Below are 18,497 nucleotides of genomic sequence, written 5' to 3'. Positions count from 1 at the left end.
GAAAATGCACCTCGTTGTTCATAGTGACATTTTCTCACGATAGTCTACATAGTGACATTATCACAAGTTAAACACATAAGCTGTAGCACAATACTTAACAACACGCATTCCCGGTGTTACAATATTGTTACTTTAATGTACATGGCACCAGTGTCATGCAACAAGTGGAACTCCTTATAATTACTGGCTTCATCGACCTTTTTTTCTTCCAGTACATGCCATTTAAAATCGCAGTTTTTAAGCTCTGATCCCATATGTTATAAGGCTTTGATCCTCTTCCAATTCACTTCCATGACATGCCATGCTGCTTAAGCAAAACAAAAAAGGGTTGTCGCACTAAAAATTAGTGCGACAACCCTTTTTTGTTTTTTAAACTTGTTTAAATAAATCCACCATTTACACGCAGGGTTTGACCAGTTACCCATTGTGATTTATCGCTTACTAGAAATTCAATGACATTCGCGATATCTTCAGGTTCACCGATTCGACCAAAAGCATTCATCTTTTTCATAGCGTCGATTTGCTGTTCTGTTTTCCCTATCTTAAAAAGCTCAGTGTTTACAGGCCCTGGAGCCACTGCGTTAATTGTAATTTGCTTAGAGCCGAATTCCTTTGCAAGTTGACGGGTGAATTGTTCAACCGCACCTTTTGTACCAGCATATACGCTGTACGCCGGAAACATTTGCCCTGTTACGGACGTCGAAAAGTTCACTATTCTCCCGTTGTTCTCCATGTGTTTCATAGCTTGCTGGCAAGCAAAGAAAGTACCTTTCACATTTACTGCAAATTGTTTGTCAAAATCGTCTTCCGTTACATCTGAAAGAGGTTTGGTTATCATCAGCCCTGCATTGTTAATCAGAATATCCACTTTACCGAATTCATCAATTGTTTTTGTAAACAATTCTTTAACATCACTTAACTTACTTAGATCAGCATGATGAGCTACCGCTTTGCCTCCTTTTTTAATGATACCTTCCACCACTTCTACTGCCTTTTGGCGATTGCTGGAATAATTAATCACCACTTTAGCACCTAAATCAGCCAGTTGTTCAGCAACGATACGTCCAATTCCTCTTGAAGATCCTGTTATTATTGCTACTTTTCCGTCTAAAATTTTCATTTTTAATCATCCTTCTTTCTACTCTATTTTTTTCGTGCAGGTGTAAGCACTGAATCTAGACCGATACGTTTCATAAAATCGCTATGAAGTGTTTCGAAAAGTTTGGTTACTTCTTCAGCACCGTCGCCGATAAAGTCTATTGTAAACGCTCCTGAAGTCCATACGTTATCTGGCTTTGAACCTTCATCAATTCACGTGTCAAATTATGCACTTATAATGATTAATCATATCTTGCTTTTCCTTTTCTTCTTTAAAATAATGAAAATAGTCAAGTATTTCTACAGAAAAATCAATAAATGCATTTCCAAGAGCCGTGATGATATTCTGATCTTTTACCACATGTTTGTTAACATAGGTTTCCCGAGGAAACGGGTCCTCCAGGGTCATCGGAAAAAACTCTCTAAGCTTCTCTTGGGTTAATACAGTTGTATACATTTTCCCTTGTAAAACTCCGGCCCTCGCTAAATACTGCGTACCAGCACAAATTGCAGCCAATAGTTTGCCTTTGTTATTTAAATTTTGAATAAGGTCAGTTAATTCTTGTCGCTGCTCATCATTAAATCCCCCTGGTATAATCAAAGCCTCCACATCGGTAAAATCCAGCGCATCTTTAACTGTAGCCATAGGATAATACCTTATTCCAGATTTGCTTTTTATCACTTTCTTTTCATAGGCAATGCAAACAATCTCTCGATTGAGCAGATGACATGCTAATGTCATTTCGAAATCAACCATTTCCTCGTAAATAAAGCATAATAATTTCCCCATGACTATCACTCTCCATCAAATAAACATTGGCTGAACAATCTTTTTTCCCATTTCAAAAGCCTTCTGACAGTCATTGGGAAATTCTTCCTGGCGCCGTTTTAGCTTTTCTTCTGCATTAAAAAAAGTCGAAACATATTGAGAGTAGTCCTCAAAATGGCAAGTATCGATAACAAATAGTGATTCAGCTTCTCCAAAAATCTTCTCTATGAACATTTCCATGACATGGAGATTTTGTTCATAACCCATTTCCCTCACCTGGATCTCATTCGCTGCCATGGTATAAATGATTCCTGTTCGTATTTTCTTTTTAAACAGAGACGAACGCTCCGAATCGAATGCTGAATATGGAAACAACAACCGTTCCCAAAAAGATCTCATCTCGCCTGTGACATTTCCGTAATAGATAGGCGAACCAAAAATCAAGGCATCCGATTCTTCCACTTTTTTGAATATCGGCGTTAGATCATCCTGAATCGCACAACTACCATAGCTTTTTCCCCCCACTCGTTTACAGGCGTAACAGCTTCTACAACCTTTGTAATTTAAGTCGTAAAGGTGGATGAGTTCCGTTTCTGCCCCATTTGATGCTGCGCCTTTCATTACATGTTTTAGGAGAATTCCAGTATTCCAATCTTTCCTTGGACTTCCGTTAAATAGTGTTAGTCTCATCAGTCTTAAGCCTCCATTTTCACATAATCAATTATTTTTTACCGCTTGATTTCATACTTATGTTCAAATACTATTTAGGCAGGCAAATTATATGTATATACATATAATTTATTAAATTTTTTATTTGCCCAGTTTGTTGATGGATTGTAAGGTTTCGAAAAAACCATTAAACTGCTCCCCAAGTACTTGTTCAATTTTCCTTTGCGCCTCTTCCCATAACGGTATAGCTTCTTCAAGCTTCTTTTCACCGTTCTGAGTGATTGAAATCGATTTTTTTCGAGCGTCATGATTTTCAGGTATAATTTTAATGTATCCATGCTTATTCAATATTTCCAGATTTCTCGTGACTGTACTTTGGTCCATAAGCAGCATAGCAGCCAGTTCACCAACAGCAATGTTTTTATGCAATGAAACATTTCGAAGCAATGCACATTGTGTGCTACGTAAACCAGTTGATTGTAGGTGTTGATCATAAAATTGAGTAATCACACGTGTCGTTTTTCTTAAATTACCGCAAACACAGCGTTGCATATCTGGCAAATCTAACATGTGCACACCTCAATGGCTATTATATGTATATACATATAATAGCCATTGACATATGCTTTGTCAATGACTATTACCAGATGCAAAACAATAAAAATGTTACTTTAGTGTACATGACCCCAATGGCACGTACTATAGCCGATACTCAGGAACACAGGCTTGTCTTCTGCCTTCGGCCTTCGCAAACGCCTCTTCACCCCACAGATACCAATTCACTGGATTATACGCATGCTGCAACAGATACGGACTCTTCTCATCGATCAAACGATTAGGTATTTTATCCACGAAAATCACCCCTAGAAGTTAATTTCAGTACATGACACAATCATAATTAGTATGCACAAAAGAAGTATCGGCATTACGCTAATTTGCCAAATGAAACATATAGGCTATATGACTTGCTGGATATTAATGTGATTTTTTCTCAAACTATACAAGAATATAGTCCCACACATTAGTAGGTTTGGTAACCCATTTACGCCGTTATTGAGATACTTTCATTAACCTCTTTCTTCTGAGCATCATTTAATCCATTTGGAGCAGTTTTTTTATCAAGGTCAGACCATCCAAGTAAAAATACGTTTTGAGTGGATTTTAAATAATTATAAAAATCAACTGGATTGGTCTTACCTTCAGTAGTTTTGTTAAGAGCATTTTGAAGGTCTAAATAATTTTCACCTAAAGTAGTATGATCTCTTTTAAAATCTTGATAAAAACTATCAAATTCTTGATTAGATTTATTAATTGCATTGTTTCGCTTACTATTTTCTGTGGTAATTATTTGAGAGACTAAGAAAATGAGTAATATAATTTTACGCAACAGGGAAGCTGCTTTAGCAGGATTGGCAATAAGACCAAATCGCCATATGGTCAAGGATATAACGCAGAGTAACAGCAAATACTAGGAAGCAAGGGAAATCACTGAATTAGACCACTGGGAGGATACATTAGTGGAAAATATCAAGCATGAAAACATTAGAATTACAGCTAGCGAAATGGGGGCTCTTTGGAATACTTACATGATTGAATCCCTTGTGCATCATGTATTTTCCTATTATTTAAATCATGTTGAAGATCAAGATATCAAAAACATGCTAGTAATTTTGGTCAACGAGACGAGAGATAGCGTTGAATTATTGGAATCAGCGTTTAAACAAGAAAACCTTCCTGTACCTAGGGGGATTACTTCAGAGGATATTGTGCCAGACGCTCCACGCTTATTCTCCGATAAATATTATTTGATATACACCAAAAGCATGGCAAGGTTTGCCGCAAGCATGTTTTCCCTTGCTTACACGCAAAGTACCCGCAATGACTTCAGACAATTTTTCATACATTATGTAAACAGACTTACTATCGTCGATCAGCAGGTCACGGATTTATTGTTAGCGAAAGGAGTACTCGATTTTGTCAAAGATAGGAGTTTTTTTTCTGGGTTCTTTGGCAGAAAAAGGCCCCTAACTGCTCTGGAAATTACTCATCTTTTTTTCAGCGCCCAATCCAATGCAATTGGAAAAGCGTTAATGATCGGATTTTCTCAGGTTGCACAAGCAAAAGAGCTAAATCAATATTTTACTAGTGGAAAAGTCATTGCTAATAAATTCATGGAATTATTTAATAAAATTTTAGTTACTGAAGAAATATCGATTGTCCCAAGCTTTGATAGCGAGGTGATGACCAGTACGCAATCACCTTCTCAGATAGACTCATGTTGTTTCACACCACTCTAATGAACTCCGGTGGTTTTGGTAACTACGGAATGGCATTCTCGGCAAGTCCAAGACTTGATTTAGCACTTTTATATGTGAGAGTTTTGTTTCAAGTTGGTCTTTATTCGAAGGAGGGAGCAAATCTCTTAATAAAAAATGGGTGGATGGAGCAGCCACCTTCCGCGCCAGATCGCAACGCACTATCAATGTATTATAAAGAAAAGTCGTTGACACCTCAACCAGCTAAGAAACCAATAGATGAAAAACATGATGATAATAGCAATGAATGAGTGCTATTTTTTGTTGTTACCAATGCTACAGTTCACCCAGCTCATCTCGAATGAAACCGTTACTTTAGTGTACATAATGTAAAGATTCTATTCTCTGCAAATCATTATCAAAGTAGCATCCATTTTCATTACCAAAAATTTGTTTTCTTGTTTATGGGAAATCTACTGACAAACAACTATTTAATTTGCCTGGAAAACTAATGTAGTACCAACATTGTTTGGTATAAACGCTTCGGCATTGCTTGGGCAATTTGGTGAATAGCAGACCAGCCAGGCCTGCGCCCATTACCCTGGTGTAATCCTAGAAGCTAAAGCTTTACTCAACACAGATGTTGGGATAATACAGATGCCATGCCCCGAACTTCTTTATTTAGGACTTGATAGAGAAATTAATTCGAGAACTAATCGCACAGTTGAATCAGAAGACACCCGAGTTGCAAAACGTATGAGGGAAGAACAATCTATAATTTTGTGCCACTCAATAATAAACCCCCAACGGCTCCCCTACCTGTGGCATTAACACAACTTGGGCAAATGACCAAGAATTCGAAGGCCGAGGTATCTTCATTGAAATACTGGAAAAAGCTCTTAAAGACAAGGGCATATTCATAAACATGGTAGGTATAACAGCGCGAGATCCGAAACATGCAGTTGCTGCCTTAGAAAGATTATTTAGTAGTTAGCCGTGCATTTTATAATAATGAAATGTAAGTTCGGAGGTAAATCACTTGCAAAAAAATAATTCAGTATGGGGCGTCGGCCCCAAAATTGTTACTAGTACGTTAGTCTATCTTGCCCTCACGTTATATATAGATGAAATCTTCCACTGTTTTGCTATTGTATCAGAGAAAATATTTATGCTATATTTTCTCAGCGGAATACTGATTACTATTGGTTTGGTGATTTGGGTCATTGCTGCTCGTACAATATTTATGATGTATAAATTAGATTCGCTCTATAAAGGCGGGCTATACTCATTTTGCCGCCATCCACTCTATGCAAACTTCATTCTTATTCTGGTTCCTGGACTTTGCTTATTAACTAATTCTTGGATTGTTTTTACAACGCCGTTTTTCATGTACCTTGCTTTCAAGTATTTTATTAAAGAGGAGGAGCAGTGTCTTATTAAACAATTTGGCAAGACTTATATAGAGTATAAAGAAAAGGTCAATTCAATCGTTCCAAAATTTCATTAATCGTATCCTATCGATTAATAACCTATAAGCCCTATTCTGTTCCCTGCGTAATCGCACTTAACCATAAATCCGTTAGTGGCACTTGAACGGAAGCTCTGGTCAAACCTTAGTCAATGATTTGTTTATGGTTTATAATTATAATTTAAGGACGTAATTTGATTTATAACGCCACTTCATAATGTTGTGGTAAAAGCATCATTTATTATAAAACTTTACTTTTATTACTTAGAATACTCAAATTTTGCTGACCACTACTTCCGAATTGATATAAATCCTAATATAATTGGAAGGAAAATGTAATTCTGGAGAGAATTACATTTAATAGGCATTAAACTATTTATTTTAGGAGGGACTGTTCTTGTCCTTTTTTCCCGAACCAATACTTAAATACCAGAAGCAGATATTCCACTCAACGGAATAAAGGCTTACCTATCTCAAGGTAATAATCACCAAATTCTTTTCATGGAATTTAGCGAAGACGTCGAATTACCCGAACATGCCCATGAAGGTCAATGGGGCATTGTTTTAGAAGGAAGAATTGATTTGACAATTGGTCAAATAAAACAAACTTTCATCAAAGGTGATCGCTATTTTATTCCAGAAGGAGTTCATCATTCCGGTAAAATTTACGCTGGTTATTCCGATATAACTTACTTTGATCAAAAATCAAGATATAAGCCTAAAGAATGCTAATCACCATTCCATTAGCTGACCCCAGGATTCACGCACTATTTGCGCTAATTGACCCTTTATACTCGACTTAAGTCAAGTTTTACTTATACAGAACTTCCAACATATGTAGGTTTATTCCATTTATTTTAACCATCCGTTTTCAACACAGCCCCTCTTTTCGATTAAAGTGTCTCTCGATTAATCAAAATACCTTTCATATACTTGCTTTCATTATGAAAGCGGTAAATAATAGTTTTTTCTTCATCTGTACAACCTAATAGCAGTTTAATTTCGGAGTCCTTCTTAAGCAAATCAACTATACAGATCACTGCATCAAGTTTTCCTCCTTCATCGGTACCTCGCCAAACATCAATTCCTCCACCATCCATGGAAGATGTACCTTGTAAATATCCATAATCGACCAAATACAACATGTTAGAATACCTTGGATGGCGGGTTCCTTTTGGTCGGTCAATCACCAATTCTGAATCCTCTACCAGTTTATCTAATGCCTGCCAAAAATCCTTATCGTAAGTATCCATATCTATAACCTCTCACGAGTTTTACTGTATCAACTTAAATCATGGAAAACTTCTGATACAAAAAGACAAGGTTTCTTCCATAACATGCCATGCTAAGAATAAACATGCATCATAATTTGCCCAATGTCTCTCTTTTTATTTGTTTATCAAATTAATGATTTGCTCACATATTTGATGAGTTACCAACGAATCCTCTATGGAAGGAGTTGATGGTTCATTGTTTTTTACTGCATGTAAAAAGCATTCTATCGTGTGGTAAAAACCCCTTCTATAAAGAATTGGGTCCCAATCTTTAAATTTAATCTTTGTCTCGATATTTTCTTTGAAATGTGTTGCATTTACTAAATCTCTTACCACTAATTTATTACCTGAACTCATATACTCTACAACTTCTTCTGCCACTCCGCTATCTCTATTCATAATTCCTATAGCAGTTATATTTTCATTAGATAATGTAACAACTACATTATACAATAATCCCTGCTTTTTAAGACTATGAACCTTTATATCTGTTATTTCCCCATCCATTAAAAATCGTAAGGTATCTACTACATGAATAAAATCATCTAAAATAAATATAGTAACATCATTAGGTTTACCTACTCTATTTTTTTCAATTGTAACTATATTAGCTTTTCCATGTTCCTTCAAAGCTTTATACATAGGAGCAAATCTTCTATTAAAACCAACCATTAATATTTTCCCAACCCGTTTTGACAATTCAGCCATTCTTAATGACTCTCTATAATCATAGCTTATTGGTTTATCTACATAAACATGAATATGATGAGTTAAAAGTTTTTCTATTATTTCAACATGAGACTCTGTAGAAGTATGTACAAAAGCTGCATCTACTTTTAACGCGATTAAATCGTCAACTGATGTAACATAGCTACTTACTCTATACTTTTGTGATAATTTTTCCAACCTTTTTTTATTTCTAGTACAAAATATTAAATCAATACCTTCTACAGCCGTAATTACTGGTAAATAAGCCTTTTCACATATGTTACCAAGTCCTACGATACCAATTTTCATCTGAATATCTCCCTAAAATTCAAATTAATTTCTCCTAACATGTCATAATAATCTGCTAAAAACTTCTTATCTCTACATATTCATCATATAAATACAAAACCCTTGTTAAATTAACATAATTTAACAAGGGTTGCCCCCACAAGCAAATTCTTGAATTTTTCCAATATGTCATGATTGGAAAGCATGTATATCTTATCTATTACGGTATCTGGAACAGAATCGCCGCAACGCTTTTTGTAAGCTATGCCTTTACCCGTTACACAACCTCTTGTCTTCTGTAATAATTACATTATTATTTAATATCTTTTTGATGATCATATGGGAAACACCCCCTTATTTCATTTACATCTGTTGCCTATGAAATAAAAAAACGAAAAATCGACAAACTCGTCATTTTTCGTTTCATTCAAAACTTATCGTTTTCAATAAAAAGCCCCCCCAAAATTTTCTTTTGGAAGGTTTGGCCAACTCAATGTCCCCATCCAACGTCTCATGTAATTACTTGGGGGTATTATAACACAATCAAATAAGAATGTCAAATATTATGAATATTCATCCAACATTATAACGAACAATGCATAAGAAACAACTTTTTTCTCTAAAACGAATAGGAAGCCGCATTAGGCCGTTAAAATTTCACTATCATCGATATCACATGAAGCTTAGTGAGATAGTTGAGCTTCTAGTTGAGTTATTTTTTCTCTAAATTGAGGGAGATATTTTTTATGAGCGACTAACATTTCATCTAAAAGTGTTTTTGCGATCTTCCCACTAGGCACTAAAGGATTTATTATAAAGGCATGTAGTGCCTTATTATAGTCACCCGTCACAGCGGCTTTAGTTACGGTTTCTTCCATCCCCTTCATGTGCTGAACAAGAGCTCTTGGTGCCGAATCGAAATGTCCCCAATTAAGCGGCTGAGGTCCCCTTGACGTTATAAGTGATGACACCTCCACAATGCACTCATGAGGCAAATCTGAAATAGTGCCATTATTTCTAGTACTTACAACCATAGTAGTCCCTTTATCATTATAAATAGAATTAATAATTTCACACGCTACATCTGAATAATAAGCTCCACCACGTTTTGAAAGTTGTTCGGGCTTATAATTTAATTTGGGATCTTTGTATAATTCAAATAACTGAGCTTCTAATTTTTTTACTATTTCAGCTCTTGTTTCTCCTTTTTTAAATTCCTCTAATTCATCTTTAAGCATCTCATCCATAATATAATAATAACGGTGATAGGAACAGGGAAGTAATCCTAAATCTTTGATTTGTTCATAAAGCATTTTTATATCTTTTATATTTTCCATACCTTTAAACTCTTTAGTACTATTAGGATTATAAACTACTTCAATAACTTCATCAGTTCGTTCCTTTCCGGTCTTATCCCAAACACGATGCCAATGGAAATGATTAAGTCCAGCAAATTTGAAGTCTAATTCCGCAACTGGAATATCTAAAGCCTCACTTGCCATCATCATGTATCTCAACGGGACATTACACAATCCAATAGTTTTTTCAAATCCACCGTATTTAATTGCTGCTTCTGTAATCATGCCTGATGGATTTGTAAAATTAATAAGCCATGCTTCTGGACATAATTCTTTCATATCTTTAATAATGTCAAGTATAATCGGTACTGTTCTAAAAGCTTTAAGCATGCCGCCAGCCCCATTAGTTTCTTGCCCCAATATTCCATACTTTAAAGGAATTCTCTCATCTTTAATTCTAGCATCCAAAAGACCAACTCTAAACTGTGTTGTTACAAAATCTGCATTTTTTAAGGCTTCTCTACGATTAAGGGTTAAATGTACCTCACAAGGATAACCAGAAGCCCTCCACATTCTTTTTGCCATAGCCCCAACTATTTCTAGCTTTTCCCTACCTTCTTCAATATCAACTAACCAAATTTCCGAAACTGGAAATTCCTTGTATCGTTTAATAAAACCTTCCATTAATTCTGGAGTATAACTACTGCCTCCACCAATTGTAACAATTTTTAGCTTTTTCATGTATATGCCCCCCCTATGTTTAATACAAACTTTTTTGTAAATTTTGTAATTTGAGTTTAACATAGTATTCAGGTGTTTAACCCATCTAAGAACGGCATTTTTTTCACAATATGAAATTTTCACATTAAATCGTTATAATAGGTTATATAGTATCTGTTCAACAATATTTCGATAAATAGCATCAATTTGTAGCGACCACTCTTTGGTGAATCACAACTACCCATATACAAAATTTCATCAAACATATTAGATAGTCTTATTCTTGGATTTTGAGTTACAAGGATAAGTTTTTCACCCTTTGCTTTGGCTTTTACTATAATTTCCCTAGATGATTCTATAAAATTTCCATCTACAGAAAAAAACAAAGATAGCCTGCTTTTTTCCGAAGTTAAACTTAAATCCAAATTTAACAAGTCATAATATTCACAGTATTTGCCTAGAGAAAGCATAGTTAATTGATATTGCTTAGCCAAAGAGCCTGGAAGTAAAATGCCATATATGGATATATGTTCATTTGAATAAATCATTTCATTTATTTTATCTATCTTTTTTAAGTCAATATTTTCTTTCAAATTTTGAAGTGAATTACAAATTGTATCTATATAGTTCTTAAGAATATCATTGTCATGAAATTTATCGAATTTCAAATCTTTAAGGTTATCATTCATACTTATAAAACGACTTACTTTATTCGATTTAGAATATTCTTTTAAATCAATGAAACTTTTATACCCAAGGGATCTGACAAATCTCGATATTGTAGAAGTTGAAGTGAAAGATAGTATTGCCATCTTTTCAATTGTAATATGCTCAAAACTATCTATATTTTCAATTAAAGTTTTTGCAATAATTTTATATGGATCATTTGAAGCCGATTGATTAATTATTTTTTGTAGTTTAAGATATAAATCATTATAGTTTCGCATAACTTCCTCCTGCCCTATTAAATTGATTTTCATAATATAAATGGAAGGGGAAAACATTACTGATTTTCCAGATATTTTTATAGACCAAACCGTCTTGATGTAGCTCCTATAGCTCGCCCCAATTCAAAATAAGAAGGATACATCATACTGAATATCTGACATAAATAATTAAGAATATCCCACCATTTTTACAACCAATTTATAATAATTTCAGAGATATCCATCCTTCTAGATTTACTATCTTTACTTGGATATCCAACAGATATGATAGCCATAAGCTGCATTTCACTTGAAATTCCTATCAACTCCTTTACTTTATCTTCATTTTTTAATATTTCCCCAATCCAGCAAGTTCCTAAACCAAGTTCATGTGCTGTGAGCAGCATATTTTGTATTGCTGCCCCAATTGCCTGAACATGTTTTAAGTAAATATTTGATATTTTATCATCTACAGTTTTAGTATCGAGAAAAACCGCAATTAAGCACGGCGCGCTTTGTACCCAGTTATGATAAATTGTAAGAGAGGATAATTCCTTTATTAATTCAGCATTTGTTATTACGGAAAATCGCCAAGGCTGTAGATTATTCCCCGATGGAGCCCAACTAGCTGCAGTTAATATTTGAATAATATCGGTTCGATCTATTTTTTTTGAAGTATAGGCTCGGATACTCCTACGATTTATTATATTTGACATTATTGAACCCATATTGTCTCTCCTTTACTATATCCATATTTTAAAAGGGGCAAGAAGCTAAATTTAAAGTTTATTTTACTAAATTCCCATAGAAAAACCAGACTCCTGCCAAATTCATACAAAATTTAGCAGGAGCTTTTCCACTAACAGTCCATCATTACGTTTACTTATACAAAACCGCTAGAGTGCCAATAACGAAATAAAAAAAGTTTCATAAAATAAACGTCGTGGTTGGTTTTACAATCTTGAACTATGGTGATATAAAGAGAGAAAGTCAAGTGAAATCACTCGAAAACAATGTTGCTAAGGTTCATTATCTTGACAAAGTGATAGAACTACAAATTTGCCACTCTCCTAGAATAGCAATGCACTTCAATCCTATCGCACTTTCTGTCTTTTGCCAAGGAAACGCAATATTCTTCTAATTCACGCCCAATACCTTTACTTCTAATTTCATTATCTACAGCGAAATAACTTATCCTAGCAAAATCACCTTTAAGAGCTAATTGCGGAATAAAATGAATGGATATAAGCGCAACAACCTTTCCATCACACTCATAGACTAATAACCTTTCATCAGGGTGGTTTAATAACGTTTTAATTTTATCTTGCAAGAATGAATCAGTATCCGAATAATCTAGTTGTTTAAGCAGTCCCTGTATGTCTTTCCAATCCGTTATCTCTGCATTCCTAATTCCCATACAATTAACCTCTTTTCCACTCAAGTTTCACTACCAGTTTGTGATGTCTCTGTAGTTTATTAAAATGTTTTACTGCCCACGGATACCAATTCACTGGATTTAAAAATTAGCGTTGACATTTTGCATAACCCCATCTCCACCACTACCAGGGTGACGTCATGTTTTTATAGTCCATACATACACCGTCTCCCTATATTATTTTCGTTTAGCCTCGGGGAACAAAAAAACAGTTTGGATCCGATCCTCCACCGTTTGCTGTTATAATATTACCATCCCGAACTGCGAAATCAATAACATACTCTCATCAAATATTTACCTTCCAGTATATCACAATTAGTTTATATTTTTGTGCTCTTATGATAAGAACTCTTCCGTTGCTGTTAACTCTAACACACTAACGATATTAAATCCTATTTCAATTAAAGTATTAATAATCCGTCCTATTAGTAGTGTTTAGTAGTTGCTAAATACAAGATGATAGCTAAAATCATTAATATCGCTGAAGCGCTGTAAATATAGCTAAATCCAAATGCCTGTGCTACAATTCCCCAAATAACGGAACCAAGTATGCCTGCAATATCCTGCGCGCAAAAAAATGTTGCATTGGCTGTTCCCCTTCTTTCAACCGGAGCAAGCGAAATAACCAATGCATTCAAAGCAGGTTGAACGGTTCCATAACCCAACCCGTAAAATACAGCAGCGATCAAAAATACTGGCAATGATGAAGCTACAGATAATATTTGCAAGGCAATTCCCAATAAAACCATGCCAGGTACTAAAACTCTGGCAGTTCCATACCGATCAGCGATTCGTCCGGTTGTTAGTCTTGTAAACATCATCGCCAATGCAATGATAATAAAAAATAACCCGATATTTGTTACTCCTTTGTCGCTCGCATAGGGTGGCAAAAAAATCATAATGGTAGAATAAGTTATAACAATGATAAAAAATAAGAAAGACGGCCATAAAACAGTTTTCTCGATAACTGCTAATATATCCCAGTTGTCAGTCCCGCCGCTACTTTGCTTCCGCCAATATGAAGTACCAACAATGGCAAGGTTGACAGTAACATAAAATTGCCAACATAGGTAAGAAAATTCACTGCAATGATGAACGTGAACGCTGCTGTCCATAGTTTTCCCTGAACGAATACTTGGTTTGTTTTCCGATTCATTATCATTCCTCTTTTCGCTGCGCCCACTTTAATCGTTGTTGAAATATAGCAAGTTTGCATGTTACCTTCTCAATAACAACAAACAGCACTGGAATTAAAAACGCCCCTAAAATCGTAGACATAAGCATACCGCCAACGACTGCCGTTCCCATGGCTTTTCTGGCACCGGATCCGGCTCCCGTAGCGATTGCCAAAGGAATACAGCCGATGATAAATGCTAGTGAAGTCATTAGAATAGGCCGTAAACGGATGGTAGCCGCCTCAATGGCTGCCTGCACAGGAGCCATACCTTTATCCACCCTGACTTTGGCAAATTCTACGATTAGTATAGCATTCTTGGCCATCAACCCAATCAACATTACCAACCCAATTTGCATGTAAACGTTATTTTCCAAGTGCCGCATATATTGGAATAAGAAAGCACCGAAAATACCGGTGGGTACACAGAGAATAACAGCAAAGGGAACACTCCAACTTTCATAAAGAGCTGCTAAACATAAGAACATGAACAATAACGCCAGACCAAATAGTATGGGTGCACGACCACCCGAGATTTTTTCTTCGTGACTTTGATCTGCCCATTCGTAACTAAAACTGCCTGGCAGTGTCTGTGCGGCTACTTCTTCCATAGCAGTCAATGCCTGTCCCGAACTATAGCCTGGGGCAGGAGCGCCGCCAATCTTAATGGCCCGGTAGCCGTTGAACCTTTGAATCAGGGATGGGCCGCTAATCGGTACCGGTTTTACCAGCGTATTCAGCGGTACCATTTTCCCTGTCTCGGTACGCACGAAAAAGAACCGGCTGGAGTCTACATCACTCCGAAACTTGGTTTCAGCCTGGATCACTACTTTGTAGGTTCGGTCAAAAATATTGAAATCGTTGACCTCCAAGCCGCCCAGGAAAACTTGCAATGCGCTAAACACATCGTCCACCGGAATACCCAGGGCTTTTATTTTATCCCGATCAACCTCAAACCGGTAACCGGGAGTATCCACTCGAAAATTGGAATAAACGGTTCCGATTTCTGGACGTTTGCGGGCGGCGGCAAGAAATTCTTGGGAGACTTGGTTCATTTTCTCATCGGAGTTGCTGCCCCGGCCTTCCAACATCAAAGTAAATCCCCCCATCGTACCGACGCCAGGCAGGGGAGGAGGGTTGAAAGAGAGCACTGTCGCCTCCGGTAATGAACGTGTAAGTGCCAGCGCCTGACGAATTTTCTGGTCAACCTGTAGTTCGGGAGCGGTTCTTTCATCCCAGTCGGTAAGTCCAACAAACATATTGGCGCTGTTCGGCTTATTTGCTCTAGTCAAAAGATCAAGGCCGGTAACAATGACAATATCCTGTACGCCAGATTGTGAACTGAGCAGTTTACAGATTTTTTTACCTGCCTCCTGCGTACGGTCCAAACTAGCCGCTTCCGGCAGATTCACAGAGTTAAGATAAAAGCCTTGATCTTCCGGCGGAACAAAAGATGTCGGCACGATCCGGATTAATCCGCCGCTCGCAATGAGCAAGACCACTAGTAGCGTGATACATAGAGTCGAGCGTTGAATTACTTTGACCAATCCCTTACCATATCTATTGATTATATTTTCAAACCAATCGTTGAACCTGGCGAAAAACTTGGTGATCAATCCTGTAGGTGCGTTTGGATGATAAGGCTTGAGCAATAATGAGCAAAGTGCCGGCGTTAATGATAACGCCACTATGGCTGATAACCCCATGGAAATAGCGATCGTCAATGCAAATTGCTTGTACAATACGCCCACCATCCCGCCAAAAAAGGCCACCGGAATAAAGATTGATGCCAACACAAAAGCAATGGCTACAACCGGTCCCGAAACCTCACTCATCGCCCGTATGGTAGCATCCCGCGGACTGAGTCCGTTATAGCGCATATGATGTTCCACTGCCTCAATGACGACAATGGCGTCATCCACCACCAGGCCGATGGCTAGTACCATGGCAAACATGGTCAGGGTGTTGATAGAAAAGCCTAGTGCTAAAAATGCACCGAAGGTTCCGATAAGCGATACGGGAATGGCCAGCATGGGAATTAAGGTGGCACGCACGCTTTGCAAAAACATGAAAACTACCATCAACACCAACAGTAATGCGATAGCCAATGTCTTTACCACTTCTTTCAGCGATTCTCGTACAAACTTAGCCGTATCGATGACCATTTTATAATCCATGTCAGGGGGAAATCGCTTGGAGGCCTCCTCAATTACCTTTTTGCAGTTGGTAACCGTATCCAATAAATTGGCGTCAGTTGTTGGTTGAATCATAAAAACGATTGCGGGATGATCGTTAACGTCACAGGAGAAGCCATAATTTCTGCCACCAATTTCTACCTTAGCCACATCTCCGAGTCGAATAAATGACCCATCCGGTTTCGAACGGATAACAATCCTGGCGAATTCCTCCGGCTCCACCAAACGGCCTTGGATGATAGCAGTATATTGGAATTCTTGTTTAAGTGATGGCCGCTGGCCGATGGTTCCGGCTGGGGCCTGGACGTTTTGTTCGTTGATAGCCTTGGCAATATCGCTTGCGGTAATGCCAAACCGGGCCATTTTGTCGGGCAGCAGCCATATCCGCATGCCAAAATCGGCGCCGTATTCGCCGATATTGCCCACGCCCTTGACGCGTTTTAAATCTTCGATAATATTAATATCACCGTAGTTTTTCATAAAGGTACTGTCATAGGTTCCATTCGGCGACCATAATGCGAAAATCAGGGCAAAATCCGATGACACCTTGCGGGCGGTAATACCGGACTGCAATACCGTCTGCGGCAAAGAGGCATTTGCTTGAGTCACTCGGTTTTGCGTTTGCACCACCGCTAAGTCTGGGTCTTTTCCTAATTCAAACTGGACATCCAGTTGATACGAACCTGAATCAGCACTGGTGGATAACATGGATACCATATTTTCCACACCATTCACCTGCTGTTCGAGCACCTGGGCAACGGTTCTCTCCACTATCTGGGAATTAGCCCCGCGATAGTTGGCGTCGACACTAACATGAGGAGGAGTAATTTGTGGATACCGATCAATCGGTACATTAAAAGCGGCAATCAAACCGACCAGGGTGATGATTACGGACAATACTATGGCGAAAATTGGACGGTCAATAAAAAATTTAGACACAGACTTCCCCCCTAGTTTGTAGCTGCACTTTGCAGTTCATTTGGGTCTAGTATTTCTACACTTAAAGGTGTTCCCGGCGGAGTCTTGGCAAAGCCTTCCACAATGATACGATCGGCTGTTGTCAAGCCTTCCTCTACCACCCACAAGTTGCCAACACGCGGTCCTGTTTTTACTGGTCGCGGTTCGGCCTTATCGCCCTCTCCGACAATAGTAACAAAAGTCTTTCCCAGCAGTTGTTGCACAGCCCGCTCTGGTACCAACAAAGCCCCCCGACGTAGTTCACCTTGTGCCACGACATGGGCGAACATGCCTGGCATAAGCACTCCCTGAGAATTATCAAATGTCGCCTTCATCGTGAGTGTCGCCGTATCTTGCGCCATGCCGCGATCCACCTGTTCAATATGTCCTGCAAGCGGATACTGTGTTCCGTCACTAAGAATCAGTTTCAGATTGTTTCCCCATTCGGCAGGCGAAGTACCGCGTCCAAGTTGGGTGAAATGCAAATATTCATTTTCGCTCATGCTAAATTGGACAAAAACCGGGTCCACCGAAGATAAGGTAGCAATTACCGTCTGACCAGCCTGAACAAAACTACCAATACTTAGGTCGTTTACGTCAATTTGGCCGTTGAATGGGGCCACAATTGACGTATCTTGTAAATCGGCTTCCGCCTGTTGCACCCGTGCTCGATTTGCATTTACCAGAGCAGCATTTTGCCGTTCCAATGATAATGCAGTATCCAATACCTGCTCAGCAATCGCTTGTTGTGTAGCAAGCTTTCGATACCGCATAGTATCTAACTGGACATTGCTCAATGTTGCCTCTGACTGTGCCAGTTGAGCTTGGTTCGTATGTAAAGCCGCATCATACTGACGGCAGTCAATCTGAAATAACGGCTGTCCCTGAGTAACCTTATCTCCACCGGTTACCTTTTTTTCTACAATAGTGCCGGAAACTTTTGCACGAATTTGCACTTCGTTTTTCGCTATCACTTGGCCGACAAACTCGTATATAATCGGGGTATCCCGTTGGACTACCTGCATCGCTTTAACTTTAACGGGGGAAGCTTGCGACGCCTGTCGGCTGTCACAGCCGGACATTACTGTCACCACGATTAGGGCACTTAAACTAATAAAAAAATTTTTCCCGATTTTATGTGTGAGAATCAATGGATATCCCTCCTTGTAGGATTGCATGTAATCTTTGGCTATCTCCCGGAATTGTTTTTAATTATACCAATCTAAATTTTATATGTATAATACGGAAATAGTCTTTAGTTTA

Annotated in this window: 19 protein-coding genes and 1 pseudogene; 3 read left to right on the top strand and 17 right to left on the bottom strand. The window is 37.9% G+C overall.

Translation table 11 applies throughout. The features are described from left to right. Positions 1 to 379: 379 nt before the first annotated feature. The 7 genes from Ga0466249_RS06070 to Ga0466249_RS06045 all read right to left on the bottom strand — a co-directional run bounded on the left by Ga0466249_RS06070 (position 380) and on the right by Ga0466249_RS06045 (position 3,977). Positions 380 to 1,120 carry an SDR family oxidoreductase gene (locus Ga0466249_RS06070; protein WP_215828549.1) on the bottom strand — a complete coding sequence of 247 codons (741 nt, stop codon included), beginning with the start codon at positions 1,118 to 1,120 and terminating at the stop codon, positions 380 to 382. A 198-nt stretch (positions 1,121 to 1,318) separates the two neighbouring features. After that, a complete protein-coding gene (locus Ga0466249_RS06065) occupies positions 1,319 to 1,888 on the bottom strand; it encodes a DJ-1/PfpI family protein (protein ID WP_215828548.1) in 570 nt (189 codons plus the stop codon). Positions 1,889 to 1,903: 15 nt separating this feature from the next. Next, positions 1,904 to 2,557 carry a flavodoxin family protein gene (locus Ga0466249_RS06060; protein WP_215828547.1) on the bottom strand — a complete coding sequence of 218 codons (654 nt, stop codon included), beginning with the start codon at positions 2,555 to 2,557 and terminating at the stop codon, positions 1,904 to 1,906. A 120-nt stretch (positions 2,558 to 2,677) separates the two neighbouring features. Further along, on the bottom strand, positions 2,678 to 3,106 hold the full coding sequence (locus tag Ga0466249_RS06055; RefSeq protein WP_215828546.1) for a MarR family winged helix-turn-helix transcriptional regulator: 429 nt from the start codon (positions 3,104 to 3,106) through the stop codon (positions 2,678 to 2,680). 101 nt (positions 3,107 to 3,207) lie between these two features. Further along, positions 3,208 to 3,258, bottom strand: a complete 51-nt coding sequence (locus tag Ga0466249_RS27495; RefSeq protein ID WP_312889721.1) for a hypothetical protein — start codon at positions 3,256 to 3,258, stop codon at positions 3,208 to 3,210. After that, positions 3,236 to 3,388 carry a DUF255 domain-containing protein gene (locus Ga0466249_RS27490; RefSeq protein WP_312889718.1) on the bottom strand — a complete coding sequence of 51 codons (153 nt, stop codon included), beginning with the start codon at positions 3,386 to 3,388 and terminating at the stop codon, positions 3,236 to 3,238. The genes Ga0466249_RS27495 and Ga0466249_RS27490 overlap by 23 nt, the downstream gene beginning before the upstream one ends. 190 nt (positions 3,389 to 3,578) lie before the next feature. Beyond that, entirely contained in the window at positions 3,579 to 3,977 is a 399-nt protein-coding gene (locus Ga0466249_RS06045) for a hypothetical protein (RefSeq protein ID WP_215828545.1), read from the bottom strand. Positions 3,978 to 4,053: 76 nt separating this feature from the next. On the opposite strand from Ga0466249_RS06045, the pseudogene Ga0466249_RS27485 reads away from it, so the two are divergent. The 3 genes and pseudogenes from Ga0466249_RS27485 to Ga0466249_RS06025 all read left to right on the top strand — a co-directional run bounded on the left by Ga0466249_RS27485 (position 4,054) and on the right by Ga0466249_RS06025 (position 6,991). After that, positions 4,054 to 5,102: pseudogene (locus tag Ga0466249_RS27485) on the top strand (DUF3231 family protein). A gap of 728 nt (positions 5,103 to 5,830) precedes the next feature. Further along, on the top strand, positions 5,831 to 6,298 hold the full coding sequence (locus Ga0466249_RS06030; RefSeq protein ID WP_215828542.1) for a methyltransferase family protein: 468 nt from the start codon (positions 5,831 to 5,833) through the stop codon (positions 6,296 to 6,298). A 462-nt stretch (positions 6,299 to 6,760) separates the two neighbouring features. Continuing rightward, the gene (locus Ga0466249_RS06025) at positions 6,761 to 6,991 is read left to right on the top strand and encodes a cupin domain-containing protein (protein WP_215828541.1); all 231 of its coding nucleotides are present in this window, start codon (positions 6,761 to 6,763) and stop codon (positions 6,989 to 6,991) included. Positions 6,992 to 7,152: 161 nt separating this feature from the next. Here Ga0466249_RS06025 and Ga0466249_RS06020 read toward each other — a convergent pair whose 3' ends face one another. From Ga0466249_RS06020 to Ga0466249_RS05975, 10 genes are all read right to left on the bottom strand, one after another. Continuing rightward, positions 7,153 to 7,512, bottom strand: a complete 360-nt coding sequence (locus Ga0466249_RS06020) for a hypothetical protein (protein ID WP_215828540.1) — start codon at positions 7,510 to 7,512, stop codon at positions 7,153 to 7,155. Between the two features lie 135 nt (positions 7,513 to 7,647). Further along, the gene (locus tag Ga0466249_RS06015) at positions 7,648 to 8,550 is read right to left on the bottom strand and encodes a Gfo/Idh/MocA family protein (RefSeq protein ID WP_215828539.1); all 903 of its coding nucleotides are present in this window, start codon (positions 8,548 to 8,550) and stop codon (positions 7,648 to 7,650) included. A gap of 110 nt (positions 8,551 to 8,660) precedes the next feature. After that, positions 8,661 to 8,795: a hypothetical protein gene (locus Ga0466249_RS26515; RefSeq protein ID WP_312889720.1), complete on the bottom strand. Its 135-nt coding sequence runs from the start codon at positions 8,793 to 8,795 to the stop codon at positions 8,661 to 8,663. Positions 8,796 to 9,212: 417 nt separating this feature from the next. After that, positions 9,213 to 10,568 carry a 6-phospho-beta-glucosidase gene (locus tag Ga0466249_RS06005; RefSeq protein ID WP_215828538.1) on the bottom strand — a complete coding sequence of 452 codons (1,356 nt, stop codon included), beginning with the start codon at positions 10,566 to 10,568 and terminating at the stop codon, positions 9,213 to 9,215. A gap of 119 nt (positions 10,569 to 10,687) precedes the next feature. Beyond that, positions 10,688 to 11,494 carry a MurR/RpiR family transcriptional regulator gene (locus tag Ga0466249_RS06000; RefSeq protein WP_215828537.1) on the bottom strand — a complete coding sequence of 269 codons (807 nt, stop codon included), beginning with the start codon at positions 11,492 to 11,494 and terminating at the stop codon, positions 10,688 to 10,690. Between the two features lie 188 nt (positions 11,495 to 11,682). Further along, positions 11,683 to 12,201, bottom strand: coding sequence for a nitroreductase family protein (locus tag Ga0466249_RS05995; protein ID WP_215828536.1), 519 nt, complete (start codon positions 12,199 to 12,201; stop codon positions 11,683 to 11,685). A gap of 323 nt (positions 12,202 to 12,524) precedes the next feature. Next, positions 12,525 to 12,890: a GNAT family N-acetyltransferase gene (locus Ga0466249_RS05990; RefSeq protein WP_215828535.1), complete on the bottom strand. Its 366-nt coding sequence runs from the start codon at positions 12,888 to 12,890 to the stop codon at positions 12,525 to 12,527. A gap of 443 nt (positions 12,891 to 13,333) precedes the next feature. Further along, entirely contained in the window at positions 13,334 to 14,023 is a 690-nt protein-coding gene (locus tag Ga0466249_RS05985) for an MFS transporter (RefSeq protein WP_215828534.1), read from the bottom strand. 43 nt (positions 14,024 to 14,066) lie between these two features. Next, a complete protein-coding gene (locus tag Ga0466249_RS05980) occupies positions 14,067 to 17,216 on the bottom strand; it encodes an efflux RND transporter permease subunit (protein ID WP_215828533.1) in 3,150 nt (1,049 codons plus the stop codon). An 11-nt stretch (positions 17,217 to 17,227) separates the two neighbouring features. Continuing rightward, positions 17,228 to 18,385 (bottom strand): efflux RND transporter periplasmic adaptor subunit, encoded by a 1,158-nt coding sequence (locus Ga0466249_RS05975; RefSeq protein WP_246588496.1) that lies wholly within the window; start codon positions 18,383 to 18,385, stop codon positions 17,228 to 17,230. Positions 18,386 to 18,497: the final 112 nt, after the last annotated feature.

It is taken from the genome of Pelorhabdus rhamnosifermentans, assembly GCF_018835585.1.
GTDB lineage: Bacteria > Bacillota > Negativicutes > UMGS1260 > UMGS1260 > Pelorhabdus > Pelorhabdus rhamnosifermentans.
Note: the sequence above shows the minus strand (reverse complement) of the source record. Positions and strands in the feature narration are given on the sequence as shown.